The organism is uncultured Veillonella sp. (genome assembly GCF_938010505.1).
GTDB lineage: Bacteria > Bacillota > Negativicutes > Veillonellales > Veillonellaceae > Veillonella.
The window spans coordinates 1-19,567 of the sequence record NZ_CALLVP010000148.1 but is presented as its reverse complement, the minus strand read 5'-3'; the positions used below and the strand labels follow the sequence as shown (position 1 = coordinate 19,567).

The window sequence follows — 19,567 nt, the reverse complement described above, 5'->3', positions numbered from 1 at the left end:
GAATAACATGGTTTCATCTGAAACTTTCATCGTATCCCTCCTTTTTATTACATCGCCAGGTCTCACTGGTAAAAGTGAAACCTCGCCTACTATTATACTTGAATCAATAGTACATCGTCAGTAACTTTTTATGCATCATAAAAAAATTCTATGACAGATACAAATATAATTATAAAATTATATGCCTATTGTAACATAGATGCTAATGCTTCACCACCAGCTTTTAATGCTTCCATCAATTTAGCTGGCTCTTTACCGCCTGCTTGTGCCATATCTGGACGACCACCGCCATTACCACCAGCTACTTGAGCAGCCGCTTTAACGATATTACCAGCTTTTGCACCTTTAGCAACGACATCTTTGGATACTTTACATACAAAGTTTACCTTGTCATCGCCCATAACAGCACCTACAAGTACTACGCCAGAGCCATTTAATTTATCAAGCCCCATATCAGCTAAGTCGCGTAGTTCATCAATAGAGGATGCTTTTACAGCAGCCGCTACAAACTCTACATCACCTACCATAACTTTACCAGCAATGATATCGGCAGCACCCGCAGCAGAAACTTCTTTACGAATTTGTTCTAATTCTTTTGCTGTTTCTTTGGCCTCCGCCAATACTTGATGTAAGCGTTCCTCTACTTGAGGCGCTTTAGTTTTAAGCTCGCCAGCCATGCGTTCGATAGTCAAACGATCTTGTTTTGCTGCATCGAGAGCTGCACGGCCTGTAATAGCCTCAATACGACGTACACCAGAACCAATACCAGCTTCAGATGTTAATCGGAAGGAACCAACGAATGCCGTATTGCCCACATGAGAACCACCACATAATTCAACGGAGAAGCCCGGAACCTCTACAACGCGAACTACGTCGCCATATTTATCACCAAAGAGTGCCATAGCCCCTTTTTCTTTTGCTTCGTCCATGGACATTTCAGCAATAGCAAGATCAGTTGCTTTAAGTACCTCATCGTTTACAAGAGCTTCAATTTGGTCAAGTTCTTCTTGTGTTACAGGGGAGAAATGAGTAAAGTCGAAACGCAAGTAATCTGGAGTTACTAAAGAACCAGCTTGGTTTACATGGTCGCCTAAGATTTGTTTCAAAGCTGCATGTAATAAGTGAGTTGCTGTATGGTTACGAGCCATCGCAGAACGACGGTTTGTATCTACTTCAAGAGCTATATCTTCGCCTTCAGAGATGGAGCCTTCTACAACAGTACCGATATGGTATACAGTGCCTTCTGGTAAACGTTTAGTGTTATGAACCTCTACCTTACCCATTGGGCCTACGATAAAGCCTGTATCACCTAATTGACCGCCCCCTTCTGCATGGAATGGAGTCGTACGTACGATGATAGTAATTTCATCGCCGTCAGCAGCTGTTTGTAAACGTTCAGCACCTTTACCTACCATCAATACAGAAGATTCTTTTACGGTTTCATCTTCAAGAAGCTCTTCGTCTTTCAAGAATGTAATGTCTGGTGTTGCCACCTTCGCATCTTCTTTTACACGAGCTTCACGAGCGCGTTCACGTTGTTCTTTCATAGCAGCCTCAAAGCCTTCATAATCGATTGTAAAACCACGTTCAGAAGCGATTTCTTCTGTTAATTCCCAAGGGAATCCATATGTATCATATAGTTTGAATACTTCAGAACCAGGAACTACAGTTGCCTTTTCAGCAGCTAATGTATCGATCAAGGAGTTTAATAGCTCAAGACCTTGTTCCAAGGTTTGGTTAAAGCGTTCCTCTTCGTTTTGAACCACTCGTTTAACGAAGTCTTGTTTCTCAGCAATAGATGTAATGCCTGGGCCGAGAATCTCCACAACTACATCAATAAGTGGAGTTAAGAAGATGCCTTCAATGCCAAGCAAGCGACCATGGCGTACGGCACGGCGCAAGATACGACGCAATACATAACCGCGACCTTCGTTAGATGGTAATACACCATCGGAAATCAATGCTGTTACAGCACGAGCATGGTCGGCGATAACCTTCAAAGATACATCTGTGTTTGGGTTCTCATTATAAGTAACACCAGCGCGTTTTGCAGTAGCTTCGATGATTGGGAAAATTAAATCGGTTTCAAAGTTAGTTCTGCAACCTTGTAATACGGAAGCCAATCGTTCAAGACCGGCACCAGTATCGATGTTCTTATGTTGCAATGGCTCATATGTGCCATCTGGCATTTTATTGAATTGAGTAAACACAAGGTTCCAAATCTCTAAGTAGCGATCGCAATCACAGCCTGGTGCGCAATTAGGGTCATCACAACCATGTTCAGGACCTTGGTCAAAGAAGATTTCACTGTCTGGACCACATGGACCTTCACCGATTTCCCAGAAGTTATCTTCTAAGCGAGAGATGTGGCTTTCATCTACACCACAATCATTATGCCATGTATCATATGCCTCTTGGTCATCTGGATATACAGTAACATATAATCTATTTTTATCGAGTTTAATAACCTCAGTTAAAAATTCCCAAGCCCAATGAATAGCTTCTTTTTTGAAGTAGTCCCCGAAAGAGAAATTACCGAGCATTTCAAAGAATGTATGGTGACGTGCTGTACGACCTACGTTCTCAAGGTCACCAGTACGCATACTTTTTTGACATGTTGTAATACGTCGACAAGGAGGTACCAATTTACCTGTAAAGAAAGGCTTTAATGGCGCCATACCTGCCCCAATCAATAATAAAGATGGATCGTTTTCTGGTATTAGAGAAAAACTATCTAATTTTAAATGTCCTTTGCTTTCAAAAAACTGCAAGTATGCTTGACGCAGTTCATTACCCTTCATGTGTATATTCCTCCTAAAATTATTTACTCTTCATTATAACGCAAAAACGATATAAAATCTATTAAAAACATTGAGATTATGCGGAATCTACGCACTTTCACAGTAATTTAATCAGACGATTAAAGATATACATTTTAATCCATATTTATTAGCAAGAGATACGAAGGATTAAATCTAGTCAATACTAGTTAAATCGCAGAAAATAAAAAAAGAGGTTATACAAGTCAACAAAACTCAATTGATTCGTATAGCCTCTTTTATAGCTAGTTATTAAATTAACGTACAACGCGTTTTGCGCCGATGTAGCGTTCGCCCCAATAGCCAGTATCAAGGTCTGCTACTGCAACACCACTACTGGAAGTGGCACTGATGAACTTGCCATCGCCAATATAAATACCGGAATGAGATGGACCTGGCTCATATGTTTCGAAGAATACCAAATCCCCTGCTTTCAAGTTCGCACGAGAAACTTCAACACCTACGTTATATTGCTCATCCGCTAAACGAGGTAAGGAAATACCTTGTTTTTCGAATACATATTTAACGTAACCAGAACAGTCAAAACCACTTGGAGTAGTACCGCCAAATACATATGGTACACCACGGTATTTGTCAGCCTCTGCCAAGATTGCATTAATGCTGCTAGGCGTTTCATTCTTCTTAATGTTATTTAATTTAACATTTTTGCCATTAATGGATTGACCAGCAATACGACGAGATGTCGCGTTACTGTTTGTGAAAGCGGATTTCGTTGCTACTGCTTTAGTCGCTGCATTTTGAGTCAATACTGCCTTCGTAGAACGAGGAGCACCCATCAATGCGTTATATGTAGCAGGACCTACGATACCGTCCACTGGAAGGCCACGATCTTGTTGGAACAGACGAACTGCCCATTTCGTTTCCTTACCATATACACCATTTTTGTCTGTAGCATTATAGCCGTGTTTAATTAGTTGTTGTTGAACCGCTGTAACACTTTTGCCCTTATCACCATATTGTAATGTTGTTGCGCCAACCATGGCTGTTGTGGCACACACAAAAGTTAATGTTAATGCCGTTATTTTAACCTTACTATATTTTGACTTCATATTCTTCCTTTCTAAAAAACTTTTAAAGTAAGTTATTTATTCAAAATATACTAACCGTCTATTTATTTGCATTCACAAATACAGCTAGTCTTCTTTGCTTTTGTTAGTATAAGTCTCAGATGCCATAAAAATATCGGCACTACTTGGTCCGAGTAACGGAGCCTCTTCATGCCCTTCAAAGTTTATAGCAGACTTAACCCAATACAAAGGCCGTTGCTTCACCTCTTCAAAAATACGACCTACATACTCGCCAATTATTCCCAGTCCGACGAGTTGAATTCCTCCAATGAACAAGATTGATACGCCCAAGGTAGTCCACCCATTCAAGGCTTGTCCTGTAAGATATACATACAAAAGATGTAAGATGAGCAAAAAGCTCATTCCCCCACAGAGTACACCTACATACAAGGCGGCCCGTAAAGGCACCCTAGAAAAGGCTGTTACCCCATCGAGAGCAAATCGAATCATCTTGCGCACACTAAACTTTGAGACCCCCGCAAAACGAGGTGGTGCTACAAAGTGCAACTCCGCTTGTCTGTACCCTAAGGCACCAACAATACCGCGCAAGAATCGACCATGTTCTCTGAATCGTTTCAACGTGCCCAATGCTTTACTATTCATGAGGCGGAAATCAGATCCACCTTCAACAATAGGAACATCGGCCATTTTGTTCATAAGTTTGTAATAATACTTAGACGTAAAAGATTTAGCCCAACTAGCGTCATCAGTTGAATCGCGTATGGTGCGCACCACATCGTACCCCGATTCCCACAACCGAATCAGTTCTGGGATCAATGCCGGTGGATGCTGCATATCACCATCCATTGTAATAACTGCATCGCCTTGAGCGTAATCAAGCCCACATGTAAGTGCTGTCTGATGCCCAAAGTTACGAGCCAACAATAACACTTTGACATGTTTATCATTGAATGCAATTTCACGTAATATCATAGCCGACGAATCACTAGACCCATCATCTACGTAGATTAGTTCATAATCATACGTGAAACCTGACATAACATCAGTTACAGCTTTATAAAATGTCGCTATATTTTCCTCTTCGTTATATACAGGCACAACAATAGAAAGTAACATAAATCCTCCAAAGTATTTTACTCACATATTTTATGTTAATTAGTAAATTAAGGCAAATGCCCAAGGTTAACAATAGGTCCAATTATATCTATGAACCCAGTAAATAAGCCATTCTTTAGCAAACCAGTGAAAATCCACTTCATCTAGCTTATATATAAGTATAACAAATTAATAATCTATCTATTTATTTGATTTTATACTCAATTAAGCCAATTATAAATTATTTTTATTTCACCTATATATTAAGGAATATTGATTATTACTAATTCTATAGATTATTAATCAAAATTACAAATGTATTTTTAACTTAAAACGTCCCAAAAGAGCTTGATTTCATTTTATTCTCATATAAAAACTAGTAATTTTATTAATTCAACCCCACAATTTTATCTATATCTTCTTATTTTTAATGAAATATTCAAAAATCAAAGAGACTTTCTATAATAATATTATTTCATATGTTTAACGATGACTCGAATCAAGTCCACCTAAAAAGAGACCCTAGGAAGGGTCTCTTTTGCTATAGTCCAGCAGCATCAATCCAAGATTGTAGATCTTCCTCAGCCATTTCCATATCTTCTATGTAGGCACCAGCCACAACTGGATACTTAGCAACCTCTACAGTATGTAAAATTGAATCATCGCGACCATTTTTATAGGTGCCAATCCAAATACCTGAAAATTGTGATTCATACCATTCCACAGGCTGATCAGTTTCTTTAAAGATAATCGTAATATGACCCCGACCAAGCGTTTCTAATACCTCTACTTGCTCTTCTTCTGTAAGACCTGTTTTTTCAATATAAATAGAATAAGTCTCACCGGTCTCACGCAAATTTTTAAGAGCTAAACGCAACTCATTCAATACAGCGCAAACATTATTATAATTTTCAATCATAAATACTCCTATTTAGGGTGTATTGCCGTCATACAATAAATTTTATACTTATTCTTTAGGCCCTACCGTTATACCCCATTCACGTAAGACGTTTAAAACACGTTCTTTTACCTCTGGCAAAGCACGTTGAACAACTGTACTAGGTTCAAAGCCAATATCCAAAGACTCGGGCTCGACTCCAATAACAACAGCATCCTCTAATGGATCCTCTTGAATGGCACGAATACGCAGTATATCCTGCATTCCTACTTCATGTACAGAAATATGTTCTGTAAAGTATTGTTCTAATTCTTTATGAGGAAATTCATACACAGTCCCAGGGACTTTCCCACCATTAATGGCATCTACAAGGAGAATTTTCTTCATACCTCTCATATAGGTCAGTAATTCCATCCCCATAGTGCCACCATCAATAATGGTAATGGCAGGTGTAAAAGTAAAAGACTCTTTTAAGTCTTTTACAACATGTACTCCAAGCCCTTCATCGGTAAGTAATATATTCCCTACTCCAAGCAGAACAATTTCATTATTTCCATCATCATAAAGGCTACTTAAATCAATACGCGGACCCTCAGAGTCCGCGTATTGTTCCAAGCCACTGATGAATTCAGTACTTGTATCAGTCATCATTCTTTAATTCTCTTTCTTTAGGATCGTCAGGATTGCTTGGTCGATACGTAGTGAAGGATGGTTTATCAATACGTTCACCACGACTGCGTTTACCATTGAGGTCCTCAATATCGATTGGATCGTGAGCATAGTATTTCATGCCAGAAACCATAGCTGATACCTCACCAGATTCCTCCATAACGTCTTCTCGGAATGCCATGTACACATGAACAATAGTGAAGAATAAAAAGCCCCATGCAATGTAATGATGGATTATATGAATATTATATTCCCCACCAAATAGGCCCACTAAAGGAGACAAAAGAGTACCTAAGAAGCCATTCGGATCTATCATGGAGTACATGGTAGCACCTGTAACGATTTCAAAGAAGAACATGATATACACCATTAAATACGCAGTTCTCGCCAAGGAGTTACGAATCCAATGATGTTCATGTTTTTGAGGAATCATCAAATAGTGTAATGTAGTTTCTTTAAGACCATACCAATATCGCTTTTGACGGAATTTAGGTAATAATCTATCACCACGGTTAAAGAAACCTGCGGCAATACGGAAAATAAAGGAGAATGTTAAAATTGCGCCCGCACCAAAATGAATTCGGCGCATAGTTTCCATGGAGAACCAACCATCAATTGCAAAGGTTGGCTCCGGATTGCCTGTTATGGCAGCAAAACCTGGGTCACCAATATATAGACCCGTCCAGAATAAAGCTGTTACGCTAAGTACCATAGTCCAGTGGAAGATGCGCAGCCATAAGCTAAATACGACGTACGCCTTTTTGTCAGTATGTATTAACATAAGCCCACCACCCTTTATTTACACAATGCATCAGTATTGACGGAAACGATTTTTTCGCCTTTTTTATTGTATAAATGGGTTGCACATGCAAGACATGGGTCGAAGGAGTGAATAACCTTCAAAATCTCAAGTGGTTTATCTGCAATTTTTACTTTTGTATCAATCATGGCATCTTCGTACGCACCATGTTCATTAGCTGCAGTCTTAGGACATGCATTCCATGTAGACGGTACAATACATTGATAGTTTGCAGAGCGACCATCTTTGATGTGGATCCAGTGGCCCAAACCACCACGAGGAGCATCTACAAGGCCAACGCCTTTTGCATCTTTTTCCCATGTATTTGGTTCAAACTTAGTCATATCTGCTACTGCAGTATCACCATTTTTGATATTGGATACAAGTTTATTAAAGAAGTATTGGCTAATATTTGCCGCCACTTGTGCGTCAAGACCACGACATGCTGTACGACCTACCATAGTTGTCATCCATACATGTGCAGGTACGCCTAATACTTGGGATACTGTATCGATTTGACGAACAATCATAGCTTCTGCCCAAGTAGGTTCTTTAATAATACCTTGTTTAACTTTTGTATATACAACGATATATTTAGCTAATGGACCAACCTCTGCAGCTTTACCTTTGAAAGTTGGAGATTTAATCCAAGAGTATTTTTTATCTTCATCAAGGAATTCCCATTTTTCTTTTGTACCAGATTTAGGACCTGTGAATTTAGGATCTGTAACACCATCAATAGGATGAAGTGTTTTCGTACCATCTGGGTATGTGAACCAAGAATGGTCAACCTCTTCACTAAGGTATTGAGGATCCATGAAGTCCTTACCTTCCAATGGGATAAATGTAGCTTTATCTACACCTAATGCAAAGTTCTCTACTACACCATTAGAGCGAACGATACATTTTTTATGGTAATCACCATTGGAAGTACCTGTATAAGTATCATCAGGATAGTCACCATAAGACATAACCCGTTTTTTCGCAAGGCCACCGCCATCAATCATGCCTTTTTCTACGTACATCTTGCCAATTGCTAAAAGATCTGGCAAATAGAAGTTATCTACCAAATCTTTGGCTAATGCAATAGATTCTTCTACCGCAGCAAGACGTGCTGTATTGATAGGCGCATTCATATCATTCATAGAAATGGAACATGGCATACCACCTACAACATAATGCGGGTGAGGGTTTTTACCACCAAATACAACGTGAGGAATTACGATATCACGTTGACGATCAAGAATATTCAAGTAATGGGATACGGCCATCAAATGAACCTCTGGTGGCAACAAATTATAATCAGGATGATCCCACCATTGAGCAGCGAAAATGCCCAGCTGACCAGATTCAACAATCTTCTTAACCTTTTGTTGTATCGCTGCAAAATATGCAGTAGTCGCTTTAGGGAACTCTTTAGGGTATGCAGAGTCTTTAGATGCCGTTTCAGCTGGTGCCAAGCCACCTACATTATAGGTTGTTAAAATTTCATTTTGTAATTGAGCTGTCTTCGCAGGATCTGCACTAAGCGCTGCTACAGGGCTAACCCAGTCAAGAGCATGTAAGTGATAGAAATGCACGATATGGTCATGTACATCTAAAGAGCTATGCATAATATTGCGGATATAGTTCGCATTCTTAGGAATCGTAATTCCTAATGCATCCTCTACAGCACGTAAAGATGCTAACGCATGTGTTGTTGTACATACGCCACAAATACGTTGTACAAAGGCCCATAAATCACGAGGGTCACGGTTTTTTGCAACGAGCTCGATACCACGCCAAGCAGTACCAGAAGACAATGCGTCCTCTACGTTACCACTCGCTTCATCAACTTTTATTTCTACCCGTAAATGACCTTCAATACGGGAAATCGGATCTACTACTACGCGTTTCATTAGTGACCTCCTCCATTATTATGCTTCGTTTCATCCCATAAACCTTGTTCTTTCAAGCGTTTTTCCTCTTGAATATCAAGATATTTATTGCGAATAAGGGTTGCAGCACCATGCGCAATAACCGCTGTAGTAGCGCCAACAGCAGCTACAGTACCAATTGTATCAGCAGTTGTAATGGTATTTGCTAATGGAATGTCAGGTAAGCGTTTATAGAATACGTCATTATCCCAGAAGCCCTTTTCAGAGCAACCAATACAGCCGTGACCGGATTGAATTGGATAGGATAAACCATTCCACCAACGCAAGTTACCACAAGAATTATATGTTTGAGGTCCACGACAACCTACTTTGTACAAGCACCAACCAGATTTGGATGCATCATCGTCGAATTTTTCAACGAATAAACCAGAGTCAAAGAAGGCACGACGGTAGCATGTATCGTGAATACGATTGCCATAAAATTGTTTAGGACGACCTTGTGCATCAAGAGGCGGAATTTGACCGAATAATGCATAGTGCATTACTACACCAGTCATAACCTCTGGAATCGGAGGACAGCCAGGAACTTTAATAATTGGTTTACCAGATACAACAGAAGATACAGATACTGTATTTGTTGGATTTGGTTTAGCCGCTTGGATACCGCCCCAAGAAGCACAAGAACCATATTCGATGATTGCTGCAGCACCTTTAGCCGCTTCTAACAAAGATTGTTTAAATGTGCGACCACCTACAGTGCAGTAAACACCATCTTCGTCAAGTGGCACACCACCTTCAACGGCCAAGATGTATTTACCAGCTTTTTCTTTGATGATTTTTTCTAGATGTTCCTCTAATGGTGCACCAGAGGCAGCAGACAAAGTATCATCATATTCAAGAGAAATCATGTTCAAAATAACATCAGATGTGAATGGAGAGGATGAACGAATGAAAGATTCACTACAACCAGTACATTCATGACCATGTAGCCAAATTACCGTAGGCAATTCAGTTGTTTCAGCAGCCTTAACAACGGTGTCTAACATCGTTGGTGGTAAGCCTAAAATAGCGGTGAGTGCTACACAGGATTTCATAAATGTGCGTCGACTCAAACGGCGCTCTTGGAAGAGTGTCCACAAACTATTTATACGATTCTTCATGGAATATAGCCTCCTTACAACAACTTTGCGCAATATATGGATATTACTTAATAAACTACAACGATTATGATAGAAATCATTTTTATAAGCTCACTCTATCTGTTTGACGAAGTTCAACTGCTATGATAACAATCATATTTTTACTATTTTATTATATCACTTAATATTTGTGAAAACTATAAAATTTAAGCAAAAAAACTGTATACAAGAAATTTATTTTTCTTATATACAGCCTTATTTTATTTATTACGAATTAATAGTTATCAATAAATTAGATAACTTCCTTGATTAGGGACTCAAGCACATCCGCTTTTTTATAGCCCACAAGGGAATCAAGCATTTTGCCATCTCGGAAGAATACTAAAGATGGAATACCATCAACATCTTCTTTTAACAAAATACCGCGAAGATTTTTATCTTCTGCATCAACACTAAAGAATTCTACTTGACCTTTTAAACGCTCTGCTACATCTTCAATCTCTGGACGCATAACGGTACAAGGTTCGCACCAACCAGCCCAAAAATCAACAATAGCTAAACCTTTAGCGCCAAGCACTTTCTCATCAAATTCTTGTACACTAGTAATTGCTGTAATTGCCATGAAGTTCTCCTAACAAAGATCTACAATCTTATATACTATCAATTATATGTTAAATATAGAAGCAAGCAATCAATAAGCCGAGTTCTGTTCCACTTGCGCAGTGACGATTATCTTTCTAGGCGTACAGTCGCCTGCACGCTCGAGCGACACAACCCGGAAGGTAGGCGGGACCACCCTTAACCCTTCCCTATTCGGTCTTGCTCCGGATGGGGTTTACCGAGCCAGCCTGTTACCAGACTGCTGGTGAGCTCTTACCTCACCTTTCCACCCTTACCACTTACGTGGCGGTTTCCTTTTCTATGGCACTTTCCCTAAGGTTACCCTCGCCAGACGTTATCTGGCATCCTGCCCTATGGAGCTCGGACTTTCCTCGAGTCTTATAGACTCGCAATCGTCTTTCATACTTGCTTCAATTCAGTTTATCATAGCTAACAATTTGTTGCAAGAAAATGCATCATTACACAAAGAAGAAATCATTTTGTTCTGTAAAAGCTTTCACAGGAACAGTAAATCCTACAGAGATTAAATAGTCACACAAACCACGCGCCACTATAGACTCAGTTCCAAAATGACCCGCATCAACTACGAGCAAACCCAACTCCTTAGCCATTTGCGCCTCATGATACTTCACATCACCTGTGATATAGGCATCTACATGTAATCTAGCAGCATCCTTAATAAATTCAGCACCTGCTCCGGAGCATAGCGCAATGGATTGAATTGTTTCTGGCGCAATACCGGCAAAGCGAATATTAGCATCAGGCAATGCCTCTTGTACCCATTCACGGAAAGATTCTAAGTTTAATGCATTAGGCAAGCGACCTACCCGGCCTAGATATTGAGTTGAACTAGTAGGCTCAACTATATTTAAAACCTCATAAGCCACCTCTTCATACGGATGAGCTGATTTCATAGCCGCTACGACTTCGCTAAAATGCGTACCATCGACTATAGCATTTACTTGTACCTCAGGAGCCACTGTCAACGCACCAGCTGTTCCAATGACAGGATGAGAATCTTCATTGCCAACAAAGCGCCCTTCACCATGGATACTGAAACTGCAATACTCGTAATTACCAATTCGGCCTGCCCCTGCATCGCCCATCGCCAAACGAACCGCATCAGCCGAGCTTTCAGGTACAAAGGTGGTCAACTTATAGAGCGCCTCTTCACCAGTTTTAATAAAGCCCTTAATATCTGTGAGGCCCAATTGTTTCGCCAACATATCATTGAGACCGCCTGGTGCAATATCAAGATTTGTATGAGCACTATATACGGCAATCTTATGTTGAATCAAGCGATTGATCATGCGCCCTTGTACTGTATCGTAGGATAATTGTTTCAAACCTTTAAAAATCAATGGGTGATGACTAATAATTAGATTACAATTCTGTTCAATAGCATATTCTACGGTCTCTTCTGTTACATCTAACGTAGTCACTACACCTGTAACAACTGCATTCCGATCGCCCACCATTAAACCTACATTATCCCAAGACTCTGCATAAGAGCGCGGTGCTAATTGTTCCATTACATTAATAATTTGTTGAACCGTCGTCATAAAATCACTTCCTCTCTATTCTATAAAAGATTGCGAAGAAATTTAACTTCTCCATCTAGTTCCTTATATTTATCCCTATGGCTTAACTCTTTTGTCATACCATCTAACGCACATTGGCGCTGGTAAATTAAATACTCAATGTATTTGTTCCAAAGCGGTGGACGTTCTTGTTCGAGGAGCGCACCAACAGACCATAGTAAGGAATCTTCTTTCAATGATGCATATATATCTTCCTGATTTTCCATTCCCGTGTACGCTTCTACACAGTCCTTTCGAACGGCTAAAAACGCAGTATATAACTTACCTGCATCTTCTACGATGATTTCTAAAACGATAACATAGCCCTTTTGCACCATATACTGACGCAATTCTTTTTGCCCATTCTGTGGTTGCAACACATAGAACTCTAATGGTTCTGGACCTGCATCTATAATATCTCGCATTAAAAAGCCACCCATACCGCAACAGATGGCACCATTCAACTCGCCCTGCTCGGTCACTTTAAGTCCGTCCCCTAAGCGACAATCTACTTTAGAGGCTAGTCCACAAGACTCAACATATGCCCTTGCAGACGCTAACGGACCTTTATGCACATCCCCGGCAATGACATATTCAGCGCGTTGACGATTGATGAGCTCTACCGCTAAATAGCCGTGATCGGTACCAATATCTGCAATGGCTCGCGCCTTTGGTACGATTGAGAATACCGCTTCTAGGCGGTCCATCATAGGTCTAGGTTCCATAACATCCTCTACTATTAGTATATAAAAATAACCGCCCTTGAATTCTCAAGGACGGTAGATGTCAACATAATGGTGGGCCCACCTGGGATCGAACCAGGGACCGACCGGTTATGAGCCGGTTGCTCTACCCCTGAGCTATAGGCCCTCAGTTAGTTTCTAGCTTATTAATTATACCGAATAGACTATCATTTAGTCAAGGCAACTCAAATCTTAAGACTGTTTCATTAGCATAAAACGGTGAATCATATGATCTTCGTTAAATACGCCTTTAGTAGTTAGTGTAGTCGTTTGGCTATCTGTAGATTTAATGCCTCTTGCACTCATGCAGCTGTGGGACGATATAATGTGCACAATAACATCATCAGACCCTGTCGCTAAAGAAATTACTTCCGCAATATCTTCACCAATTTTTTCTTGTAGTTGTAAACGCTTGCAACACATTTCAGCTATGCGAGGAATCTTAGATAAACCTATGACACGACCTTTTGGTATATACCCAATACTGATACTCATATCATACATCAAGGCCATATGATGTTCACATTGAGAGAAGCAAGTAATATCCTTTACTACTACCATTTGATTTGTATCTACAGCGAAGGTTTTACCATACATTTCTGCAATTTCAGCATTTGTATACTGAATGCCTTCATATAACTCTTCCATCATTTGAGCCACCCGTTTCGGTGTTTCTAACAAACCGTCCCGATTAGGATCCTCACCTAGTGCTTCTAACAACTGATATATAAGCGATTCTATTTTTTTTGTATCCATATTTACCCCTTTATATCAAGATTCCATCAGACCTCATATCATACTATGCATTAGAAAAGATACTGACACTACACATCCTAACAATACTATACACCCTTTGCATCTGGATCCCAGACAAATTTATGAATTTGCAATTGAAATCGTACATTTTGCAAATTATATTCTTTCATATAATCGATAATCGATGCCGCCTCAATCTGTCCCCATACAGGCGATACATATATTTGAGCCGCTGTAGGATATTGTTCAATTATGCAACGCATACAATCCAAATCTTCTGGGGAGCCAACGACAAACTTGATGAGATCTCGTTCTGTAGCCGCCTTGAATATATCTACATTCATAGACTCTTCGGCTAAAGAGGACGGTGTTTTATAATCATAGGTAAACCACACATTCTCTCTCTGAAAGCTCGGTACAATCGTGCCATTTGTTTCAATATTAAAATCATAAAGACTATTATTAAGCATCTCTCGTTTATCAAATTTATCTGCACCATTGATACAAGTTGAACCAATTTGACCTGATGTATTATCCTGCATTGTTTGAACGTTTCGGCGATTTAGCTCATCGATTAGCTCTACTACAGCTGCTTCTTGCAATAAGGGCTCCCCACCAGTAATAGTGATTCGATGATTACCTAAGCTTTCAATAACATTCGCCACCTCAGCTGCAGTCATCTCTGTAAAAACACTATCAATGCCATAACTATAAGTCGTATCGCAATAGGAACAACGAATATTGCAATCATGGAGGCGTAAAAATGTAGTCAGTAATCCTTGCCGACTACCTTCCCCATCAATGGAGGAAAAAATCTCAATCACGTTCATAAATAGCTGTGTTCCCTTCAGATTCTTGAACCTCTACTTTAAAGCATTTTGGGCCCAATTCATCAGCAATCCATTTCGCCATATTCTCCGCAGTGGGATTAATGTCGCCTAGTACATCGTTGATATGGCGATGATCCAAGCGACCATGAATTTTTTCTTTAATAATCGTAAAGTCGATGACCATCCCGTTATGATCTAACTCTTCAGAACGAGCATGAACTATAATAATCCAGTTATGCCCATGAAGATTTTGACATTTACTCGGATAATCTAGTTGTAATTGATGAGATGCACTCACCTCTAACCGTTTAGTAACTGTAAACATTATATCTCCTATCTATTACATAAGCTTTCAACTTATATCTATTACATAAGACTTATCGCTATTACATAAGACCCTTCTCTACTACATAAGTCTTATCATAAAATGCTTTTTATTGTAAGATATTACCATTTTTTATTATAACACAAAAGGGTTGTAATACAGTGCTATACAACACTGCATTACAACCCTTAAGAGTTTCAAAATATTATAAGAAGTCTTTGATTTTATCACGTTTACCGCGATTGCGCAATTTAGTAAGCGCTTTACCTTCAATCTGACGAATACGTTCACGTGTAACATTGAAATGTTGACCAACTTCTTCCAATGTACGAGGCTTACCATCCTTCAAACCAAAACGTAAAATCAATACTTGTTGCTCACGATCAGTTAAACATGTAAACACATCTTCAATTTGTTCTTGCAATAAGATGTAGCTAGCTGCATCGTCTGGAGCAATAGCATCTTGGTCCTCGATGAAATCCCCTAAATGGGAGTCTTCCTCTTCACCAATCGGAGTTTCCAAGGATACTGGCTCTTGGGCGATTTTTTGAATTTCACGCACCCGTTCTACAGTAATCCCCATGCCCTCAGCGATTTCTTCTGGCAATGGCTCACGACCTTTGTCTTGCAACAATTGTCTGGAAATACGAATCAATTTATTAATTGTTTCTACCATATGTACAGGAATACGAATCGTACGAGCTTGGTCTGCAATAGCACGCGTAATCGCTTGGCGAATCCACCAGGTAGCATATGTAGAAAATTTATAACCCTTAGTATAGTCGAACTTATCTACCGCTTTAATAAGACCTAGGTTACCTTCTTGAATTAAATCCAAGAATAACATACCGCGACCTACATAACGTTTAGCAATACTTACAACTAGTCGCAAGTTAGCATCTACCAATTTTTTCTTAGCCTTTTTGCTAAGTTGAATTTCTTTATATGTAGCGTCTTCTTGCGCACCAGCTTCAATTTGCTTAGCTAAAACGATTTCTTCATCAGCTGAAAGCAATGGCACACGACCAATTTCTTTGAGGTACATACGCACAGGGTCATCGATATTAACACCAGAATCAACGCTTAAATCGATAGAAATTTTCTTCTCGTTAGAAACTTCCTCTTCGTCATCATCCTCTGGTTCAATTGGATGACTATCTGTATCATCTCCATCGATATCTGCCACAATCTCAACATTCAATTTACCTAGAGTCGTATAAATATCATCTAATTGTTCTGCAGTAATTTCCGCCTGCTCATGAAGAGCATCTGAAATCTCGGATTGTGTCAACACACCGCTCTTACGGCCTTTTTCAAGAAGTTGCTCAACAATCTCCTCTATTTGACTTTTTTGTACTTTCTTAGCCACAGCGCTCTCCTTTATAACCATTAATGATTTACTTAGACCATTCTCTAATTAAGTTCTGTATTTCCTGACACTTATGTAATTCGCTAATAAAGGTCGAATCTCCTGCCCGTTTTAATTGATCCGCCATAATTGAATGCGCTTTATACTGTTCACGCAATGAATGGAGCCTTATCTTGCGGATTAATCCAGGCACTTGTACCTTATATTCATCGTCACTCATAACGACTAGCCTAGAGTAAATATCATACTCTTGAGAAGATAAAACAGATTGAATTGTAGTTTCATCTAGACGACCTTCGGACTTATACAAGGTGAATAGCTTTTCTATTATACCTCGATATTCAATTTTTTCAAAGTCCTCTAATGGCAAATAATTCATCATCTGTTGTAATACTTCGCCATCTGTGAAAGCTAAGGACAGCAATTTTTCCGAATCCCCCTTTGGTAAATCCTGTGTTGGCAGAGGGGTAGAAGCAGTGTCCACTAATTCGATTTGTCCTTTTTTCACGTAGTCTCTAAAATATCTAAAAATAGTACTATTATCAAGCCATAATGGCAACGCCAATGTTTTTAAAGCGTCATCTCGCTGTGTTTGACTATCTATATTTGCAATATAGGGGAATACATCTGCCATAACGGCCTGTTTCCCTTCAGTATCATTTGTATCGTGTTTGATTAAAGACTCACTTAGTAGATAGTCAAGAGGCTTAACAGCTTTAGCAACTAACTCCTTAAAGGCTTGTCCCCCATGGTTACGCACATAATCATCTGGATCTTTCCCATCCGGCATGGCAAGAACGCGCACCTTAAAATCTGTATTTTGTAATAATTCGATGGCCCGCGTAGCCGCTTGACGACCAGCGCCGTCCATATCATAAGCTAACACGATTTCTTCAGCCTGCCTCATCAAGATATGGCCATGATCTCTTGTATAAGCAGTCCCCAATGATGCTACTACATTAGTAACACCATGGTTATGAGCAGATATAACGTCCATATAGCCTTCTACAAGGATGGCTTGTTTTTCTTCGCGAATCGTTTTATAGGCCTTATCAAAAGCAAATAAGAGCTTACCTTTTTCAAAAATCGATGACTCTGGGGAGTTTAAATACTTTGGTGTACTGTCATCCATAACGCGCCCACCAAAAGCAACGACTCGCCCTTTCCCATCCATAATAGGGAACATAATTCGATTTCTAAAAAAGTCATAAAATTGACCCTTTTGGTTCTTTCGGACAAGATTCAACTCCAAGAGAATGGAATCATCAATACCACGCTCATGAAAGGCACGATACAACTTATCCCAATCATCAGGGGCAAAACCAAGTTTAAATTTTTCTATGGTTTCTTGTGTGAGCCCCCTCTTTTTCAAATAATCTAATCCCACTTTACCAATAGAAGTTTGAGTGAGACAGTTATGGAAAAAGGTAGCCGCTAAATCAGAAGTCTCATATAGTTTTTTGCGTCTTTCATCTCTAGCTCTTTGCTCAGGTGAAAGTTTTGCCTCTGGCAATGGAATATTAGCTCGATTAGCTAGCCGCTCTAGTGCCTCTACAAAGGTTAAATGCTCTAACTCCATAAGAAATTTAATAGCATTCCCTGACGCATGGCAACCAAAGCAATAATAAAAACCCTTTTCAGGGGCAACGCTAAAGGATGGCGTTTTTTCATTATGGAAAGGGCAACAACCCCAATAGTTCTTGCCACGTTTCTTTAAGGCTACATGCTCAGATACAACTGACACGATATCATTAGCATCCTTGATTTGTTCAATCAGTTCATTTTCAAAATATCGGCTCATAGCCAACGCCTCCTTCCCCATATATATACTAATTCTATATACAAATAAAAATTCCTCTATTTGTAAAGCATTTTAATCAATTAAATTATTAAAAAAGTATAAATCACTTGATACGAATCATAGGAATCACCATCTACAACACAGTGTACATGATGATTCCTATACGCCGTATATAGCGATATGTAATTACCAAAAACTTTGATAACAATAGGCTGCAATGAAAACATTGCAGCCTATACTTATCGCTTATTGCATATTATTTTGCGTAATCCACAACGCGAGTTTCACGAATAATTACGACCTTAATTTGGCCTGGATATTCAAGTTCTGACTCGATGCGTTTTACGATATTCCGAACGAGTAATGTAGACTCAGCTTCATCAATCTTATCCGGCTTTACTACAACGCGAATCTCACGACCGGCTTGAATAGCAAAACATTTTTCAACGCCTTCGAAGGATTCAGCGATTTCTTCCAATTTAGATAAACGTTTTAAGTAGTTCTCTAATGTTTCTCGACGTGCTCCTGGACGAGCAGCGGAGATAGCATCAGCAGCAGCTACTAATACAGCCTCTACAGTTTGGAACTCTTCATCACCATGATGAGCACCAATACAGTTAATTACTGCTGCACTTTCACGATATTTGCGAGCCACATCAACACCGATTTGAACATGAGAGCCCTCAAGTTCACGGTCCAATGCTTTACCAATATCATGAATCAAACCACCTCGTTTAGCCAAAGTTACATCACAGCCTAGTTCAGCTGCCATTAAACCTGCTAAATGAGATACTTCAATGGAATGTTTCAATACGTTTTGACCATAACTAGTACGATATTTCAAACGACCTAAAATCTTAACAATTTCAGGGTGTAAGCCGTGAACATCAGCTTCAAATGTTGCTTGTTCACCGGCCTCTTTAATAGTTTGGTCCACCTCTTTACGAGCTTTACCAACCATTTCTTCAATACGAGCTGGATGGATACGACCATCTACAATCAATTTTTCCAGCGCAATACGAGCCACTTCACGACGAATTGGATCGAAGCCGGAAAGAATAACTGCTTCTGGTGTGTCATCGATAATCAAATCAATACCTGTTAATGTTTCGAGTGCGCGAATGTTACGGCCCTCACGACCGATAATGCGCCCCTTCATTTCATCATTAGGCAATGCCACTACGGATACGGTAGTTT

The 19,567-nt window shown here is 39.6% G+C and carries 17 protein-coding genes, 1 tRNA gene and 1 other RNA gene; all 19 read right to left on the bottom strand.

Annotated features, from left to right (window positions below; translation table 11 throughout):
- Positions 1 to 185 precede the first annotated feature (185 nt).
- Entirely contained in the window at positions 186 to 2,801 is a 2,616-nt protein-coding gene (gene alaS / locus Q0507_RS09250) for an alanine--tRNA ligase (RefSeq protein WP_298715329.1), read from the bottom strand.
- Positions 2,802 to 3,076: 275 nt separating this feature from the next.
- A complete protein-coding gene (locus tag Q0507_RS09245) occupies positions 3,077 to 3,889 on the bottom strand; it encodes a C40 family peptidase (RefSeq protein ID WP_298715299.1) in 813 nt (270 codons plus the stop codon).
- Between the two features lie 84 nt (positions 3,890 to 3,973).
- Entirely contained in the window at positions 3,974 to 4,984 is a 1,011-nt protein-coding gene (locus tag Q0507_RS09240; RefSeq protein WP_298715297.1) for a glycosyltransferase family 2 protein, read from the bottom strand.
- Between the two features lie 520 nt (positions 4,985 to 5,504).
- A complete protein-coding gene (locus Q0507_RS09235) occupies positions 5,505 to 5,882 on the bottom strand; it encodes a hydrogenase expression/formation C-terminal domain-containing protein (RefSeq protein ID WP_298715295.1) in 378 nt (125 codons plus the stop codon).
- A gap of 48 nt (positions 5,883 to 5,930) precedes the next feature.
- Complete coding sequence (locus Q0507_RS09230) at positions 5,931 to 6,509, bottom strand: HyaD/HybD family hydrogenase maturation endopeptidase (RefSeq protein ID WP_298715331.1); 579 nt, start codon at positions 6,507 to 6,509, stop codon at positions 5,931 to 5,933.
- Entirely contained in the window at positions 6,502 to 7,311 is an 810-nt protein-coding gene (cybH, locus tag Q0507_RS09225) for a Ni/Fe-hydrogenase, b-type cytochrome subunit (protein WP_298715293.1), read from the bottom strand. Before cybH ends, Q0507_RS09230 begins: the two co-directional genes overlap by 8 nt.
- A 14-nt stretch (positions 7,312 to 7,325) precedes the next feature.
- Positions 7,326 to 9,227 carry a nickel-dependent hydrogenase large subunit gene (locus Q0507_RS09220; protein ID WP_298715291.1) on the bottom strand — a complete coding sequence of 634 codons (1,902 nt, stop codon included), beginning with the start codon at positions 9,225 to 9,227 and terminating at the stop codon, positions 7,326 to 7,328.
- Positions 9,227 to 10,366: a hydrogenase small subunit gene (locus Q0507_RS09215; protein ID WP_298715289.1), complete on the bottom strand. Its 1,140-nt coding sequence runs from the start codon at positions 10,364 to 10,366 to the stop codon at positions 9,227 to 9,229. Before Q0507_RS09215 ends, Q0507_RS09220 begins: the two co-directional genes overlap by 1 nt.
- 271 nt (positions 10,367 to 10,637) lie before the next feature.
- Entirely contained in the window at positions 10,638 to 10,967 is a 330-nt protein-coding gene (locus tag Q0507_RS09210) for a co-chaperone YbbN (protein ID WP_298715287.1), read from the bottom strand.
- Between the two features lie 57 nt (positions 10,968 to 11,024).
- Positions 11,025 to 11,375, bottom strand: an RNA gene (rnpB, locus tag Q0507_RS09205) — RNase P RNA component class A.
- Positions 11,376 to 11,424: 49 nt separating this feature from the next.
- The gene (locus tag Q0507_RS09200; protein ID WP_298715285.1) at positions 11,425 to 12,528 is read right to left on the bottom strand and encodes a Nif3-like dinuclear metal center hexameric protein; all 1,104 of its coding nucleotides are present in this window, start codon (positions 12,526 to 12,528) and stop codon (positions 11,425 to 11,427) included.
- A gap of 20 nt (positions 12,529 to 12,548) precedes the next feature.
- A complete protein-coding gene (locus Q0507_RS09195) occupies positions 12,549 to 13,271 on the bottom strand; it encodes a class I SAM-dependent methyltransferase (RefSeq protein ID WP_298715281.1) in 723 nt (240 codons plus the stop codon).
- Between the two features lie 70 nt (positions 13,272 to 13,341).
- Positions 13,342 to 13,416: transfer RNA gene (locus tag Q0507_RS09190), tRNA-Ile, on the bottom strand.
- A gap of 65 nt (positions 13,417 to 13,481) precedes the next feature.
- Positions 13,482 to 14,045, bottom strand: a complete 564-nt coding sequence (folE, locus tag Q0507_RS09185; protein ID WP_298715279.1) for a GTP cyclohydrolase I — start codon at positions 14,043 to 14,045, stop codon at positions 13,482 to 13,484.
- An 86-nt stretch (positions 14,046 to 14,131) separates the two neighbouring features.
- Entirely contained in the window at positions 14,132 to 14,875 is a 744-nt protein-coding gene (locus Q0507_RS09180) for a 4Fe-4S cluster-binding domain-containing protein (protein WP_298715277.1), read from the bottom strand.
- Positions 14,862 to 15,200, bottom strand: coding sequence for a 6-carboxytetrahydropterin synthase QueD (queD, locus tag Q0507_RS09175; protein ID WP_298715273.1), 339 nt, complete (start codon positions 15,198 to 15,200; stop codon positions 14,862 to 14,864). The genes Q0507_RS09180 and queD overlap by 14 nt, the downstream gene beginning before the upstream one ends.
- A gap of 205 nt (positions 15,201 to 15,405) precedes the next feature.
- Positions 15,406 to 16,569, bottom strand: coding sequence for an RNA polymerase sigma factor RpoD (rpoD, locus tag Q0507_RS09170; RefSeq protein WP_298715272.1), 1,164 nt, complete (start codon positions 16,567 to 16,569; stop codon positions 15,406 to 15,408).
- Between the two features lie 28 nt (positions 16,570 to 16,597).
- Positions 16,598 to 18,370 (bottom strand): DNA primase, encoded by a 1,773-nt coding sequence (gene dnaG / locus Q0507_RS09165; RefSeq protein ID WP_298715270.1) that lies wholly within the window; start codon positions 18,368 to 18,370, stop codon positions 16,598 to 16,600.
- A gap of 256 nt (positions 18,371 to 18,626) precedes the next feature.
- A partial coding sequence (gene rny / locus Q0507_RS09160) for a ribonuclease Y (RefSeq protein WP_298715267.1) occupies positions 18,627 to 19,567 on the bottom strand: 941 nt, incomplete at its 5' end.

What these genes read in the sequence shown, in the direction of transcription:
- dnaG (WP_298715270.1), bottom strand. Translation starts at nt 18,370, where the DNA reads ATGAGCCGATATTTTGAAAATGAACTGATTGAACAAATCAAGGATGCT.
- Q0507_RS09200 (WP_298715285.1), bottom strand. Translation starts at nt 12,528, where the DNA reads ATGACGACGGTTCAACAAATTATTAATGTAATGGAACAATTAGCACCG.
- folE (WP_298715279.1), bottom strand. Translation starts at nt 14,045, where the DNA reads ATGGATACAAAAAAAATAGAATCGCTTATATATCAGTTGTTAGAAGCA.
- cybH (WP_298715293.1), bottom strand. Translation starts at nt 7,311, where the DNA reads ATGTTAATACATACTGACAAAAAGGCGTACGTCGTATTTAGCTTATGG.
- Q0507_RS09180 (WP_298715277.1), bottom strand. Translation starts at nt 14,875, where the DNA reads ATGAACGTGATTGAGATTTTTTCCTCCATTGATGGGGAAGGTAGTCGG.
- queD (WP_298715273.1), bottom strand. Translation starts at nt 15,200, where the DNA reads ATGTTTACAGTTACTAAACGGTTAGAGGTGAGTGCATCTCATCAATTA.
- Q0507_RS09230 (WP_298715331.1), bottom strand. Translation starts at nt 6,509, where the DNA reads ATGACTGATACAAGTACTGAATTCATCAGTGGCTTGGAACAATACGCG.
- Q0507_RS09245 (WP_298715299.1), bottom strand. Translation starts at nt 3,889, where the DNA reads ATGAAGTCAAAATATAGTAAGGTTAAAATAACGGCATTAACATTAACT.
- alaS (WP_298715329.1), bottom strand. Translation starts at nt 2,801, where the DNA reads ATGAAGGGTAATGAACTGCGTCAAGCATACTTGCAGTTTTTTGAAAGC.
- Q0507_RS09220 (WP_298715291.1), bottom strand. Translation starts at nt 9,227, where the DNA reads ATGAAACGCGTAGTAGTAGATCCGATTTCCCGTATTGAAGGTCATTTA.
- Q0507_RS09210 (WP_298715287.1), bottom strand. Translation starts at nt 10,967, where the DNA reads ATGGCAATTACAGCAATTACTAGTGTACAAGAATTTGATGAGAAAGTG.
- Q0507_RS09195 (WP_298715281.1), bottom strand. Translation starts at nt 13,271, where the DNA reads ATGGAACCTAGACCTATGATGGACCGCCTAGAAGCGGTATTCTCAATC.
- Q0507_RS09235 (WP_298715295.1), bottom strand. Translation starts at nt 5,882, where the DNA reads ATGATTGAAAATTATAATAATGTTTGCGCTGTATTGAATGAGTTGCGT.
- Q0507_RS09215 (WP_298715289.1), bottom strand. Translation starts at nt 10,366, where the DNA reads ATGAAGAATCGTATAAATAGTTTGTGGACACTCTTCCAAGAGCGCCGT.
- Q0507_RS09240 (WP_298715297.1), bottom strand. Translation starts at nt 4,984, where the DNA reads ATGTTACTTTCTATTGTTGTGCCTGTATATAACGAAGAGGAAAATATA.